Annotated in this window: 17 protein-coding genes; 8 read left to right on the top strand and 9 right to left on the bottom strand. The window is 32.7% G+C overall.

The genetic code is table 11. The annotated features are described in order from the left end of the window. Complete coding sequence (locus HA148_RS01590; protein WP_209129623.1) at positions 1-1,248, top strand: CCA tRNA nucleotidyltransferase; 1,248 nt, start codon at positions 1-3, stop codon at positions 1,246-1,248. Here HA148_RS01590 and selD read toward each other — a convergent pair whose 3' ends face one another. Then, entirely contained in the window at positions 1,249-3,420 is a 2,172-nt protein-coding gene (selD, locus tag HA148_RS01585) for a selenide, water dikinase SelD (RefSeq protein WP_209129620.1), read from the bottom strand. It lies immediately after the preceding gene. A 10-nt stretch (positions 3,421-3,430) separates the two neighbouring features. Here selD and mtnP point away from each other — a divergent pair, with 10 nt between their 5' ends. Then, positions 3,431-4,324, top strand: a complete 894-nt coding sequence (gene mtnP, locus HA148_RS01580; RefSeq protein ID WP_209129617.1) for an S-methyl-5'-thioadenosine phosphorylase — start codon at positions 3,431-3,433, stop codon at positions 4,322-4,324. A gap of 43 nt (positions 4,325-4,367) precedes the next feature. Here mtnP and HA148_RS01575 read toward each other — a convergent pair whose 3' ends face one another. The 6 genes from HA148_RS01575 to HA148_RS01550 all read right to left on the bottom strand — a co-directional run bounded on the left by HA148_RS01575 (position 4,368) and on the right by HA148_RS01550 (position 6,694). Further along, a complete protein-coding gene (locus HA148_RS01575; protein ID WP_025922884.1) occupies positions 4,368-4,565 on the bottom strand; it encodes a photosystem II reaction center protein J in 198 nt (65 codons plus the stop codon). 9 nt (positions 4,566-4,574) lie between these two features. After that, entirely contained in the window at positions 4,575-4,694 is a 120-nt protein-coding gene (locus HA148_RS01570) for a photosystem II reaction center protein L (RefSeq protein ID WP_002806119.1), read from the bottom strand. Positions 4,695-4,705: 11 nt separating this feature from the next. Then, positions 4,706-4,852: a cytochrome b559 subunit beta gene (gene psbF / locus HA148_RS01565; protein ID WP_011375863.1), complete on the bottom strand. Its 147-nt coding sequence runs from the start codon at positions 4,850-4,852 to the stop codon at positions 4,706-4,708. A 2-nt stretch (positions 4,853-4,854) separates the two neighbouring features. Continuing rightward, complete coding sequence (psbE, locus tag HA148_RS01560) at positions 4,855-5,103, bottom strand: cytochrome b559 subunit alpha (protein ID WP_002806020.1); 249 nt, start codon at positions 5,101-5,103, stop codon at positions 4,855-4,857. A 136-nt stretch (positions 5,104-5,239) separates the two neighbouring features. Then, a complete protein-coding gene (locus tag HA148_RS01555) occupies positions 5,240-6,256 on the bottom strand; it encodes a photosynthesis system II assembly factor Ycf48 (RefSeq protein WP_209129615.1) in 1,017 nt (338 codons plus the stop codon). A 9-nt stretch (positions 6,257-6,265) separates the two neighbouring features. Beyond that, entirely contained in the window at positions 6,266-6,694 is a 429-nt protein-coding gene (locus HA148_RS01550) for a rubredoxin (RefSeq protein WP_209129613.1), read from the bottom strand. 77 nt (positions 6,695-6,771) lie between these two features. On the opposite strand from HA148_RS01550, the gene HA148_RS01545 reads away from it, so the two are divergent. Genes HA148_RS01545 through HA148_RS01535 form a run of 3 tightly spaced genes read left to right on the top strand, consistent with a single transcriptional unit; the run spans position 6,772 to position 8,397 of the window. Continuing rightward, positions 6,772-7,134: an NAD(P)H-quinone oxidoreductase subunit 3 gene (locus tag HA148_RS01545; RefSeq protein ID WP_209129611.1), complete on the top strand. Its 363-nt coding sequence runs from the start codon at positions 6,772-6,774 to the stop codon at positions 7,132-7,134. Positions 7,135-7,138: 4 nt separating this feature from the next. After that, positions 7,139-7,867, top strand: coding sequence for an NADH dehydrogenase subunit K (locus HA148_RS01540; protein WP_209129609.1), 729 nt, complete (start codon positions 7,139-7,141; stop codon positions 7,865-7,867). Next, positions 7,867-8,397: an NAD(P)H-quinone oxidoreductase subunit J gene (locus tag HA148_RS01535; protein WP_209129607.1), complete on the top strand. Its 531-nt coding sequence runs from the start codon at positions 7,867-7,869 to the stop codon at positions 8,395-8,397. Before HA148_RS01540 ends, HA148_RS01535 begins: the two co-directional genes overlap by 1 nt. On the opposite strand, the gene HA148_RS01530 is transcribed toward HA148_RS01535, so the two are convergent. After that, positions 8,394-9,779 (bottom strand): gluconeogenesis factor YvcK family protein, encoded by a 1,386-nt coding sequence (locus tag HA148_RS01530; RefSeq protein WP_209129605.1) that lies wholly within the window; start codon positions 9,777-9,779, stop codon positions 8,394-8,396. The two genes, HA148_RS01535 and HA148_RS01530, sit on opposite strands and share 4 nt — an antisense overlap. 129 nt (positions 9,780-9,908) lie before the next feature. Between HA148_RS01530 and HA148_RS01525 the strand changes: the two genes are divergently transcribed. Together HA148_RS01525 and HA148_RS01520 are read left to right on the top strand one after the other, a co-directional pair. Further along, complete coding sequence (locus HA148_RS01525; RefSeq protein ID WP_209129603.1) at positions 9,909-10,694, top strand: ABC transporter ATP-binding protein; 786 nt, start codon at positions 9,909-9,911, stop codon at positions 10,692-10,694. A 5-nt stretch (positions 10,695-10,699) separates the two neighbouring features. Continuing rightward, positions 10,700-11,545: an MlaD family protein gene (locus HA148_RS01520; protein ID WP_209129601.1), complete on the top strand. Its 846-nt coding sequence runs from the start codon at positions 10,700-10,702 to the stop codon at positions 11,543-11,545. A gap of 7 nt (positions 11,546-11,552) precedes the next feature. On the opposite strand, the gene bchD is transcribed toward HA148_RS01520, so the two are convergent. Further along, positions 11,553-13,688, bottom strand: coding sequence for a magnesium chelatase ATPase subunit D (gene bchD / locus HA148_RS01515; protein ID WP_245151974.1), 2,136 nt, complete (start codon positions 13,686-13,688; stop codon positions 11,553-11,555). 96 nt (positions 13,689-13,784) lie between these two features. On the opposite strand from bchD, the gene folK reads away from it, so the two are divergent. Continuing rightward, positions 13,785-14,351 (top strand): 2-amino-4-hydroxy-6-hydroxymethyldihydropteridine diphosphokinase, encoded by a 567-nt coding sequence (folK, locus tag HA148_RS01510; RefSeq protein ID WP_209129597.1) that lies wholly within the window; start codon positions 13,785-13,787, stop codon positions 14,349-14,351. Positions 14,352-14,375: the final 24 nt, after the last annotated feature.

Below are 14,375 nucleotides of genomic sequence, written 5' to 3'. Positions count from 1 at the left end.
ATGAACGATATCTCTGATTACATCCAAGGGGAATTAATCAAAACTCCATTTAATCTATATAACCTTATTACTAAATACATAGAATCTAATAACAATACTAAAGTGGCTTTTGTTGGCGGTTATTTGAGAGATTTGTTAATTAGTAAATTCCACAAAAAATCGTTTTCTAAACCTTTAGATATTGATCTTGTTATTGAAGGATCCTCTATTTCTCTTGCAAAATTTATAAAAAAAAATATTGTAAATGTAGATTTATGTTTAATCAAGGAATTTAATTTATACAATACTGTAGAAATAAATATTAATGACTATAAAATTGATATTGCTTCTGCAAGAAAAGAAATTTATTCTGCTCCAGGCTTAAATCCCACAGTAAATAAAAGTACTATTGAGGAGGATCTTAAGAGGAGAGATTTCACTATAAATTCAATAGCCTTCGAGGTCTCAAGAAGGGAAATCTATGATCTTTTTGGAGGAATTTCTGATATAAAAAGTAAAAGATTGAACTTACTTCACAGTAATAGTATTTCAGATGATCCAAGTAGATTAATTAGATGTGCAAAATATGCTTCAAGGTTAGATTTCAATATTTCAAATAATTCCCTCAAACAATCTCAAGAAACAGTTAGACAATGGCCATGGAAAAGTGCAGAAACTCATCAGAAAATGATTTTCCCTCCCGCACTAGGCATACGAATAAGGATGGAACTAGCTGAAATATACAAACACGATAATTTGACTAATGTGATTTCGATAATTCATAAATGGAAAATTATCTCAATCTTAAATGAAAATATTAAAGTCGATAAAAGATTTTTAAGAGGACTAAATTGGATTAAGAAGTTAAAGGGAAATCATATGCTTTACTTATTAAAAGATTCAGAAGATTTAGAAAAAGCATGTCAAAGATTTTTGATAAATAATAGTGAGATAAAAATATTAGAAGATTATATTAATCTCAAAAAGATATTAAATACAAACCAAAAAAATTTCAATCATTTTTCTCCATCAAGTTGGACAGAATTTATTGAGGACAGAAACCTTAATGATGAGACAGTCAAATTATTAATTTGTGATGGAGGACCATACTGGCGTAATTTATTTAAGTGGTTATTTATTTACAAATTCATAAAATCAAAAAAAGATGGAGAAACATTAAAAAAAGAAGGATGGAACCCAGGGAAGGAGATGGGAAAGGAAATCAAAAGATTAAGATATTTGGAAATTGACAAATTAAATAGAAATTAATTACATTTTTACAACCTCTCCAACCTTGTACCATTTATCCTTTAGAACATTTTCATATTTGCGATTGCAACTAATCAACAAGGGACCACATGTTTGAGGATCTAATAGTAATGATATTCTCTCGTCAAAAGTCTCTTGACCTAATGAATTTTGGTTTAAAAAATTAATTATTCTTTTCTGCTTATTTACTTGATAAATTTTGTCAAAAATTTCTTTATTAGATTCAAAGAAAGTACTTTTAACGTCTTTTCTTATTAAATCAAATACTCCAGGATAAGCTTTAAATGAAAATAAATCTAATAAAACTTTTAGTGGCTCAAGATTATTGCTTTGTCTATATAAATTAGATGATTCAACCATTTCTTTAAGATGTCCAATAAATCCATATCCAGTAATGTCAGTTGCAGCATTGACTAATGATTCTTTAAATTGATCTTGAAAAAGATAAATTTCATCAATCAAATATTGCTGACTCTTTACTAAATTATTAATTACTTCAGAAGAACTACCTAGCATATTAATATTTTGCATTTGACCGGCAAAGTAAATCCCAACACCAAGAGGTCTAGACATCATGAGAATATCTCCAATATTCATTCCAGATTTAAGCCATGGTTTTGCTCCATTTTTTAAAATACCTTGAACTGTTAAAGAAATATCCATTCCTAATGAATAAGGTTTATTTACTAAACTTCTTGCCTCGAAAGTATGGCCTCCAAGTAATTCGCCTCCATGATCCTCAACTGTTGATTTAATACCTTGAAGTGATTGAGAAAAGAGGTAACTCTGAAATTCCCTTTCAACTTTTGGTAATGAAATTAAAGCCTGCGCGGATGAAAGTTTTGCTCCGCATGCCCACAAATCTGAGCAAGCATGCAAAGTAGTAATTTTTGCATTAAGCCAAGGATCACTTACCAAAGCAGGAAATCCATCTACACTTTGCAAGATAATATCTTGACCATTTTGATATATTTCAACTGAATCTTCAGGTGATGAGGCAAAAGAATTTAAATTAGAATTTATTAATGATTTATTCAAAACTAACTGAGGGATTTTAGCTGCACATCCTCTGCAATCATTCAATGAAATATTTTTTTCACTACTCTTCATCATTAGCCTTTTTGATCTGAACTTTTTAATAAATTTGAGATCAATTTTATGCTTTAAAATCCAAAAAATAAAAGAAGGGCCGAAAACAAAATTGCCATAAATAGCAAAAGCCTTTGGATGATGGCTTGGAAATATATTTACTATTTGCAATCCGATCTTTTGAGGAAACCACTTTTTTAATGATCTACCTTCTGTATCTTTTTTTAGATTTTGTACTAATGTATTTACAACTTTTACTGCAAAAACTCCCGATGCTGGTCTTTTTGTTGAACCTACAACTGCACAATCACCGACAGCAAAGATTCCAGAAAAACTTTTTATCTGTAAATTCTGATTTGTAATTATTCTGCCATAAGAATCCGAATCTAATAATTTTTTTTGTGCCCATAACGGAGATGTATTTCCAGTACATAAAAGAATCTTGCCATAATCAAAATTAAGTTTTTCAACTAATTCAATATTGGAATTCCGTAAACTTTTTAGAATTGTATTATTAATTTTTCTTGAATCACATAATAGTTTTAAAGGTCTATCTCCCCATCTTTTTCGCAAAGCATATGATACTTCAATTGCAGCAAGGCCACTCCCAACAATTACAAATGGAAGTTCATTAAATGAATCAAAAATGTCCTCTTTTAGTATTAAGTCATAAGCCCTTAAAAAAGGTTTAATTGAAAAAGCATTTCGATTTTTAACTAGTGATTCAAATTCTTTTGGAATTATTGTTTGACTTCCATGATTAAGCACCAACTTTGAATAATTAATTGAAGGTCTATTACTTAAAACAATTTTCTTTAAATTGAAATCAATATCCTTTACTTCTTCTTCTATAAAAGAGACTTTTGCATTTTTTGCTAAAGATTTTATATCAATTAAACTCTCTTCTAGAGTGATTGATTTTGAAATCACCGATGGGAACATCGCCGAATAAACCAAATGAGAATCTCTAGATATAATTGAAACAGGAATTTCTGGCATTAATTTCGGAAACATTAACCATTTCTTCAATAAAGAAACATTTGAATGTCCTCCTCCAATTAGTACCAGATGATTAAAAGTCATTTACATCACTATGAATAAAGAACATTTATTGCCAATTAAAAAATCAAGATTAGGAGTGATTGGTGGAAGTGGATTTTATTCAATGGATCAAATAGAGTACTCAAGAGAACTTGAAATCAATACTCCCTATGGTAAACCTTCTGATTCAATAAAAGTATATAATCTTGGAAACCTAGAGATAGCATTTATTCCTAGACATGGCAGAACACATAGTTTAAATCCTTCTGAAATTCCTTACAAAGCTAATATTTGGGCTCTAAGATCAATAGGAGTAAGATGGATTATTGCTCCATCAGCAGTTGGTTCATTACAAGAACAGATAAGGCCACTTGATATAGTGGTTCCAGATCAATTTATAGACCGGACCAAAAATAGACCTGCAACCTTCTTTAACGAAGGAGCTGTTGCTCACGTAACTATGGGAGATCCCTTTTGCACAAATTTATCACGTATATTAAGTGAAATCGGAGAAAAAAATATTCCTGGCGGTAGACAATTACATAGAGGGGGTACCTATCTGGCAATGGAAGGTCCCGCTTTCTCAACTAGAGCAGAATCTAATTTATATAGGAGTTGGGGATGTTCAATAATTGGAATGACGAACCACACAGAAGCAAGATTAGCTAAAGAAGCTGAAATAGCTTACTCCTCCTTATCTATGGTTACTGATTATGATTGCTGGCATCAAACTCATCAAGAAGTTTCTGTAGAGATGGTTTTGGATAATCTTAGATCAAATACTGAAGTGGCTAATAAAATAATATTTGAAGTAGCTAAATTAATTGAAAAAGAAAGACCAAAAAGTAAGTCTCATTTTTCATTAAAAGATGGATTGATAACCCAAAAAGAAAATATCCCAAGCTCCACAAAAGATAAACTAAGGATATTTACTGATTCTTATTAAGCTTATTTGATATTAGTGATTATCAGGACAAGGTAAGGATTTGTTAGCCTCCACCTCCAACTCCTTGGTATGAACCATAGAAGAATATTCCTAAAACGAATATAACTGCTATTCCACCTGCTGTAGCGACAAGCCATAGAGGAAGAGTTCCTTCAGTCCATCTTCTTTCCCATGCAACTGCTGGTCTACCGTCGGGAAGTCTATCTGGAATTCTTCCATCTGGTCCTTTTAATTTACTCATGATTTTAATTTAATTGAAAAAGTAACTGGAAAATAATATTCCCAATACAAAAACTGATAATAAACCTAAATAAAGGCTTGTACGATTAAGTTCAACTGGAACTTTGTTAGGATTTTCGTTTACTTGCATGATAGTTAAATTTATCGGGCTACGAACTGCATAGCAGCAATAGAACCTAAAAAGAATACTGATGGAATAGCAAGAGCATGAACCGCTAGCCAACGGACAGTAAATATAGGATAAACGCGGACTTCCGCAGCCTGCATTGGAGCTTGAGAATTAGTCATTGTTATTTTGTTCTTAAATCTAGTTGAGATTTAGCTTCATATCTTTGAGTTACAACAGGTGCTTTAGATTCAGATGATTGGAAATAACTATCTGGACGAGGAGTTCCGAAAGCATCGTAGGCTAAGCCTGTATATACAAATAAGAAGCCTGCTATAAAGATAGCTGGTAATGTTACTGCATGAATAATCCAGTATCTAATACTGGTGATTATTTCAAAGAATGGGCGTTCACCCGTTGAACCTGCGGCCATAATCACAAATGTTTACCATATGATCTTACAGGGTAAAATCATAACTTCGCGAAGAAATTAACAGGTTGGTTACAGACAGTTGCTAAATCTTTCAAAAATTAATTTTTTTTTTATTATTAACTCAAGTTATTTAAGATTAGCTATTCCATTTAAGGATATAACCACGCTCGCCAAGTACAAATCCCTTTTGACTATCTAAAGCCTCCTTATCAAGAAAAACTATTTTAATGTAATTTGTGGGTAATTCAGAAGCAATGGGGTCTTTAATCCAAGTTTTACCTTGATCTTTACTTACTATTAAGGTTCCATTACCTCCACCAGCCCAAATATCACCATTTGGATCCCATCCCATGTCTAGATAATTGTATCCATTAAGAATTGGTATGATAGGCTTTGACCAATTTTCTAGATCATTAGTATCTTCATTAAATCTAATTTCTGCTCCTCTAGAAAGCATCCATAAACTTCCTTCTGGATTAAAACCAATGCTTTGAACTCTTTTGCTACTAGCTCTTTGATGAGCTATCCATGAATCACTATCTTTTTCCAAAGTAGAAAAGAAATTACCTAGACTACTTACACTGACATAATCTCCCTTATTAGTTCTTCTTAAATCTCTTACACCACCAGAACCAGATGCATCTACAACTTTTGCATTCCATGATTCACCACCATCTGAGGTTTCGTAGATAGCACCTGCAGTGGTAGCCAATTCTGCAACATCATTATCGACAGTTGTTATTAGAAATGGTTGGCCTGGTAATTTGTTACCTAGAGATAAACGTGTCCAATTCTTTCCTGCATCAAGTGTATGCATAACTAATGAAGGCTGACCTATTAACCATCCCTCTTCACCTTTAAAATCAATATCTAGGAGACGAAAGTTCTCTTCACTTGGTAAATCTAAATTTCTTTTTTCCCAATTTTCTCCTCCATCATTAGATTCCATAATAAGCCTGTTAGAGCCTACTAAAAATCCATTTCTATCATCTATAAAATCAACATCTAATGCATTAGCCTGGTCTTCAAACTTAATTGTTTTCCAAGGGCTGCTATCACTCATCTTTACTCCTGTAGATGAACAACTGCTCAATACAAAACAAAGAAGAACTGATAAAAGAAGATTGGGAATACTAGTAAAAATTTTTTTCATCTGTATATATTAATGCAAAGAGTACAAAGAAAGGAATATAGCAGCAGCAAAAGCCAGGCCTCCAAAAATCAATATGTTTTTTTGTCCAGGAGGTAAACTATTAAAACCAAACCCATAAACTAAATTTTCTTCAAAACCACTAGGTTTAGATTTGGGACCTATATCCTTGTAAAAATTTTTACCTGCTCGACAAACAGGGCAAGCGAAAGTATTCCCATCCAAATCTGAAAAAGGAGTATTTTTAGGTATGTTTAATTTTTTATTTCCTTCAGACGGATCATAAATGTATCCACAGCTTCTACATTCGAATCTATTTTGTTCTAAATTAAAGACAGGTTGTTCAACTTTTACTCCTGAGATATTTTCAGAAGGTTTTATCTTCTCAAGGTCTTCAACTATTTTGTTTTCCTCAGAGGCTGGTTGAATGTTTTCACTCACGGTTTATTATTGTTCTTTAAGAACTTTAAAAGATTTTGCTTCATTAAGCGACTTTTATTCAAAATTAATTTTTTAAGATGTTTGTATTAACTGGCTATGAATATTTTTTAGGTTTCCTTCTAATTGCCGCAGCAGTTCCAATTCTAGCTCTAATTACTAACCTCATCGTTGCCCCAAAAGGTAGAACAGGGGAAAGAAAGCTTACATACGAATCAGGAATGGAGCCTATAGGGGGAGCATGGATTCAATTTAATATTCGTTATTACATGTTTGCCTTAGTTTTCGTTATATTTGATGTTGAGACAGTATTCCTTTATCCTTGGGCTGTTGCTTTCAATAGATTAGGATTATTAGCCTTTATTGAGGCTTTAATTTTCATCGCAATACTTGTTATCGCTTTAGCATACGCATGGAGAAAAGGTGCTTTAGAATGGAGCTAAAAAAGTGAATCCACAATTATCCCCAAAAGCAATAAGAGAAATTCGAGAAGGAACTTGCAATCCTCTTGGTGCACCCCAAGTTACTACAGATTTAAGCGAAAATATTATATTAACAAGTTTAGACGATCTTCATAATTGGGCTAGATTAAGCAGTTTGTGGCCTCTCTTATACGGTACAGCTTGTTGTTTTATAGAATTTGCTGCCTTAATCGGATCTAGATTTGATTTTGATAGATTTGGTTTAGTACCTAGAAGCTCGCCAAGGCAAGCAGATCTGCTAATAGTTGCAGGAACAGTAACGATGAAGATGGCTCCAGCACTAGTAAGACTTTATGAACAAATGCCTGAACCTAAATATGTGATTGCGATGGGTGCCTGTACAATTACAGGAGGAATGTTCAGCGCTGATTCAACCACTGCTGTAAGAGGAGTTGATAAATTGATACCAGTAGATTTATACCTTCCTGGATGTCCACCAAGACCAGAAGCAATCTTTGATGCTGTTATTAAATTAAGAAAAAAAGTTGGTAATGAATCAATTTCAGAGAGGACAAAAACAGAACAAAATCACAGATATATGACATCTGATCACAAAATGAATCTTGTTTTCTCTGAAAATACTGGGGAATACCTCAACAAAACCTCAGCCAACGTTATTCCTTCCTCTAAAAAAGAAAAAATAACTGAATTGCCTGAAAATACCGAAAAAGCTGAAATTATTACCGAAGATTAATGGAAAAAGAAGATTTAGCCAAATCCTCAGATAATTCAATAGAAAAAGAAGGGGTTATAAGTCAATATTTATCTCAAGAAGGAATTCCAAATCAATCTTTATCTGATGATCACATAGGAATTGAAAACATTTCTGTGGAACCTAACAAATTATATGAAGCAGTTTCAGCTTTAAAAAATTACGGATTCAACTATCTCCAATGTCAAGGAGGATACGATGAGGGGCCTGGTAAAAATCTTGTAAGTTTCTACCATTTTATAACTGTTAATGATTTACAAAAAATCGAAAAAATTAATGAAGTCAGATTAAAAGTTTTCTTAAAAAGAGATTCTGATTTATCAATCCCTAGTTTATATAACATTTTTAAAGGAAGTGATTGGCAAGAAAGAGAAACTTTTGATATGTATGGAATAAATTTTATTGATCATCCAAATCCTAAAAGACTATTAATGCCTGAAGATTGGAGAGGATGGCCATTACGAAAAGATTATATTCAGCCAGATTTCTATGAACTTCAAGATGCGTATTAGTTTAATTTTTTTAATTTGCGGTATAAAAACATAACTGCTCTTGCGAGTCTCCTTTGATCATGTCTAAGAGTTGGAGTTATCCTTTTTGAATATAATGGTGCCTGCAAAACATAATAACCCTCAGATAATAATTTTTCTTTATTACATTGGACAGGCTCTGCCCCTCTACTTTCGTAATAGTCTACTAATGGAGACTTTTCAAATTTAATCTGAGATAAGATTGAGTTAAAAATTCGAGTATTAACTCCAAAATTTGATAATTGTTTTTCTATTGCTTTGATATGTTGATAAACATCAAGTCCATCTGTTTCTCCTGGCTGAGTCATCAAATTACTTATATATATTTTTGGGGCATTGCTTTGCAATAAGGCATCTACTATCTCTGGTACTAACAAATTTGGCAATAATGATGTGTATAGACTACCTGGGCCAAGAACAATTAAATCTGCTTCTTTTATGGATTCAAGAGCACTTGGTAGAGCAGAAGGATTTTCTGGTAGGTAACCAATCCTCGAAATTAATTTTTTAGATTTACTGATATTGCTTTCACCATAAATTTTTTCACCGTCTTCTAATTCGGCCCATAACATAACATCAATATTTGTTGCAGGTAAAACTTGACCTTGTACCGCCAAGACCTTACTAGAGGCCTGCACTGCCTTTTCTAAACTGCCTGTAATTGTTGTTAAAGCTGACAAGAATAGATTTCCGAAACTATGACCTTCAAGACCACTTCCTCCTGAAAATCTATACTGAAATAATCTTGTTAGAGTAGGTTCCTCGTTTGATAAGGCTGCCAAACAATTTCTAATATCTCCTGGAGGTTGCACACCTAATTGTTTTCTGAGAATTCCACTACTTCCGCCATCATCGGATACAGTTACGATTGCTGTAATATTACTACTATAATTTTTTAGGCCTTTCAGTAAAGTAGATAAGCCTGTACCACCCCCAATTGCAACAATATTAGGACCTCTGTTTAATTTACTCTTAACTCTTAATGCATCAACTAAGAATGTATTTTTTTCTGGAACAAGCGCTTTTTGAATAGAATTAATACTTCTATTTTGTCCAATCCCTATTAATATTATTCCAACAACAAAAATTAATGGCCCCAGTATTGAAACGGGTAAGACTTTTGTTAAACCTATTAATAAACCAAAAAATATTTCAGTAAACCAATAAAGGGGACTTAAATTTGTCCAAATTGACAGGCCCAATAATGAAGTGAGGAATCCTATTGCAGAAGTAAGCATCCATCTTTTTATTACCAGTCCTGGCAAAAGCCAACTCAAAATTCTCGAAATTTTGTTTAATAGATGAAAGTTATACTTTTTATGATATTTGTACAATCTTCTAACTCTTTTTTTTCGCTTATTCATTAAAAAAACTCTTAAATTATTTTTATCAAATTTAAAACTATAATAGAACCATTATAAATTAAATTCATACATCCTTTTTTTATTTCTAAAAATAGGCAAAATGAAATGAAAGATGTTTTTAAATAAGTTTTGAAGAAATCAAAGCATGCAGTTGAAACAAAAGACCTCTCAATTAGCTGGGGAGAAGTAGATGTGCTTGATCAAATAAATTTTGAACTTAATGATGGAGAAAAATTAGCTATTGTGGGCCCCTCAGGTTCCGGTAAATCAACAATATTAAAAATATTAGCAGGACTCATACTACCTACCAAAGGAGAATTAAGAATATTTGGTGAAAAACAAACATATTTGAGATTAGATCAAAATAATCCTCCTGATGTAAGACTAGTTTTTCAGAACCCCGCTTTATTAGGATCTTTAACTATTGAAGAAAATGTAGGTTTTCTCCTTAAGAGAAATAAAAACCTATCTAAAAAGTTAATTCATGAAATAGTATGTGAATGCTTAGCTGAAGTAGGATTATTTAATGTTGAAAAAAAACTTCCAAATGAATTAAGCGGAGGCATGCAAAAAAGAGTAAGTTTTGCTAGAGCATTAATTAATGATCAGACTCTCAAAGTAAAGTCAAAACCTTTATTACTTTTTGATGAACCAACTGCTGGCCTTGATCCAATTGCCTCTTCAAGAATTGAAGATTTAATTAATAAAACAAATCATAAAGCTAGCGGATCATCTATTGTAGTTAGCCATGTTCTTAGTACTATAGAGAGAACTTCAGATAAAGTTTTAATACTTTATGGAGGTAAATTTAGATGGGCAGGCTCGATTGATGAATTTAAAGAGAGTAAAGATCCCTATGTATTCCAATTTAGGCATGGGAAACTTGATGGTCCAATGCAACCCAAAGACATTTAGAAATTATGCGTAGAAGCTTGAGAGATTCAATAGTTGGTTTTTCCTTATTAGGAGGAATTTTAATTTTCACATTCTTTTCTTTTTGGCTAAGAGGAGTAAAATTATCTTCAAAAAATTGGTACCTCTTTGCTGAATTCAATAACGCAAGCGGTTTATCAAAAAAATCTCCAGTTACTTACAGAGGAATTTTAGTAGGATCGATAGAAGATATCTTGTTTACGAATGAATCAATTAAAGCAAAAATAGTTTTAAATAATCCTGACATTATCCTTCCAAGGCCAGCATTTGCTAGGGTAGTCACAAATTCTTTCCTTGGAGGAGATGTACAAGTTGCTTTAGAAACTAGTGACAAGACAATTCCCAAAAATACAGCAAAACCTATTTCAGAAAAATGCGATACCAAATTAATTATTTGTCAGGGAGACACTATCACAGGTAAGCAACTATCAAGTCTCTCAAATATAACTAATAGAATAAGTCAACTTTTAAAAGAAACAAATCAAGAAAACTTAATTGAGAACATCCTCAACTCAATTAATCAATTTGACAAAACACAAGAAAATCTTGATGAATTAATTTATTTATCGAAAAAAGAAATAGAAAGAGTTGAACCTCTAATAAAAGAAATTACAACTGCTGCTAATCATTTAAATAACATTTTGTCTACTATCGATGATAAAGAAACCCTTAACGACATTAAATTGACAATAAATGCTGCTAGATCTATTTCAACCAAAATAGACGATATGAGTGATGATTTTGAAAAATTAACTCAAGATAAAGAATTAACCAAATCTATAAGAGATTTAACGATTGGACTTTCGAAATTTCTTAACGAAATTTATCCATAAAAAATATTTAGAATTCATTTATAGCATTTAAAGCCATAGCTGCGATTGCTTTATCTGTAGCTTTTGGCAGTTGAACATATTTCCCTTGAGCTGCCTCTGCTAATTCTTTACCAAATCCACTTGCAATAAATTTTCTTTCTGTATCAATTATCAAAAGTTTTATCCCAAGCATGGGATATTTTGCTGCAATATCAAGAACCTCTTGCTTTAAATTTGCATTTGTATTTTCGTTTTCTTCAACTTCATTTTGTCCTAGAGATAATCCTAATGGAACATTTCCTCTTCCATCGGTAATTCCAACAACAATAACTTGACCTATATCTCCAGTAGAAAGAGCATTTTTTGCTACTTTTGCTGATTGCGTTAGTCCATGAGCTAAAGGAGATCCACCTCCACAAGGCATTGTTTCTAGCCTTCTTTTCGCTGCAGTTATTGATCTTGTTGGAGGCAAAAGAACCTCTGCTTGATTACCTCTAAAGGGTATAAGAGCAACTTCATCTCTATTCTCATATGCCTCTGTTAAAAGTCTTATTACTGCGCCTTTAGCACTTTGCATTCTATTTAAAGCCATAGATCCACTAGCATCAACCAGAAAAATCACTAGAGCTCCCGCCTTTTTTTGAAGAAGCTTAGCCCTAAAATCGTTTTCTTCAATAACTATTGATTTATTAGGATTCCTTATTCTTCTCGATTTTTGATAAGGAGCTGCAGCTCGCAAAGTCGCATCTACCGCAATTCTTTTTACCTTACCTCTTGGAATTATAGGTTTCACATACCTTCCTCTACTATCACTGAATATCACTGATCTACTTCCGCTATTTCCGGCTTTAGCTTTAGCTGATGAAAAAAGCAATAAATCAGGATCAACCATACATGCCTCAGGATCTAATATAAATTCTTCAGGTATATCGGGAGTAGATTCTTCTTCTCCATCAGAATTATCTTCTTCTTGTTCTTGTTCTTGGTCTAGGTCATTATCATTTTCATTAGCCTCAGGTTCTGACTCTTCATTGTTTGATTGAGGTGGAGGGGGGGGACTCTGATCCTCTGGAGGGGGGGGTTGAATATCATCATCTTCTGGAGGAATTTGCATTGCTCGTGGGAGAATAACTAACCTAACTGCGACTTTAAGATCTTCAGAATTTACATTCTCATCGCCTCGAAGAGCTGCATTGGCCTTTGCCACTTTTACTGCAAATAATTCTGACCTATGCCCTTCTACTCCTCCTCTAAGAGCTTCATTCACTAAATAGGTTATTTGCTCTTTTGTTATCTTGACATCCTTTAACCATTGCCTTGCCAAAATTAATTGAGTGGATAAATTATCAGATTCTTCCGACCATTTTTCTGAAAATTGAATATTATTTTCTGCATGCGATAAAACAGATTTTGTAATCTCAACTCTTTGAGCGTTATCAATAGATTGATCTGCGGAAAGCACGATGGCAAAACGATCTAAAACATGATCTCTTAGAGCTCCTTCTTCAGGATTATAAGTTGCTATTAAAAGTGACTTACAAGGATGAGAGAGACTTAAACCATCTCTTTCAATATTATTTTTCTCTCTTCCTGTGGCTTCAAGAATTAAATTTACAATTCCATCATCCAATAAATTTATATCATCTACATAAAGAACACCTCTATGAGCCTCTGCTAAAATTCCAGGCTGAAAAACTTGTTCCCCCGTACTTAATGATGCAGCGACGTCAATTGATCCAACAAGTCTGTCTTCGGTTATGCCAATAGGAACTTGAATAAATGGTGCCTCTCTTACTTTCTTCGGAATTTCTTCAATTTGATTCAAATAATCACTTCCAATTACCTCCTCCAACAATTTATTAGTACTAATATCCCATTCCTCTGGTTTATCTGGATCAAGGTTCCTCCCAATAGGTCTTAATGAAGTTCCACTATTTTTCTCAATTAGCTTTTCAAGTATTAATTCATTATCTAATACCTCTATAGGAGGAAGTAAAGTATGTAAACCCCTTGCTAATACTGACTTACCAGTACCTCTTCCACCAGCAATAATCACTCCCCCTAAACTTGGATCAACTGCTGCCAAAAGTAAAGATAATTTCAATAAGCTATGGCCTGTAATTGCGGCCAAAGGAAAAGCTCTAAAAGAATCCTTCGACTTCATTAAATCTTTTATTTCTCCTTTTTCTTTTAACTCGGGGTTCAAAATCACTTTAAAAATGCCTGATATAGAATTTATCCAATAACTTTGTTTTTTGTAGTGGAATTATCAAATCTTAATATCAAAAATGGACTATGTATATCCCTCGGAGCAAATATTGATAGTAAATTCGGAAGCCCTCTTGATTCACTATTAATTTGCAAACCAAAAATAGAGGAAATAATAAATGAGTGGGGAGATAGTTCCAACCAAAAAAAAGAAGAGAAAAGCAAATTTTATGCAAACTTTTTTTGGTCTTCAATTTATGAGACATTACCTCATGGTGTTGATAATGAGCAGCCAAATTATTTAAATACTCTATTACTTATAAAAAGTAATTCTTTCCCAAAACCATCAACTAAAAAAGCGAAATTACTTTTAAAAGAGCTAAAAAAGTTAGAGAGATTTTTCGGACGAGAAGAGACGCCAAAGGGTAAGAAATGGCTATCAAGATGTCTCGATTTAGATATTCTTTGGTGGGAAGATTTTCATACGGTTGACGAGGAATTAACATTACCTCACCCTAGATTCATGAATCGGAATTTCGTTATTACACCACTTTCTGAAATCTTAAGTAGAAGCCAAAAAATCACAAAGTTTGATGACCCAAAATGGTCTATTAATTGATTTACAAAACCAAAAAATAACTGT

The sequence above is a fragment of the Prochlorococcus marinus XMU1405 genome (assembly GCF_017696275.1).
Lineage (GTDB): Bacteria > Cyanobacteriota > Cyanobacteriia > PCC-6307 > Cyanobiaceae > Prochlorococcus_A > Prochlorococcus_A marinus_AB.
Note: the sequence above shows the minus strand (reverse complement) of the source record. Positions and strands in the feature narration are given on the sequence as shown.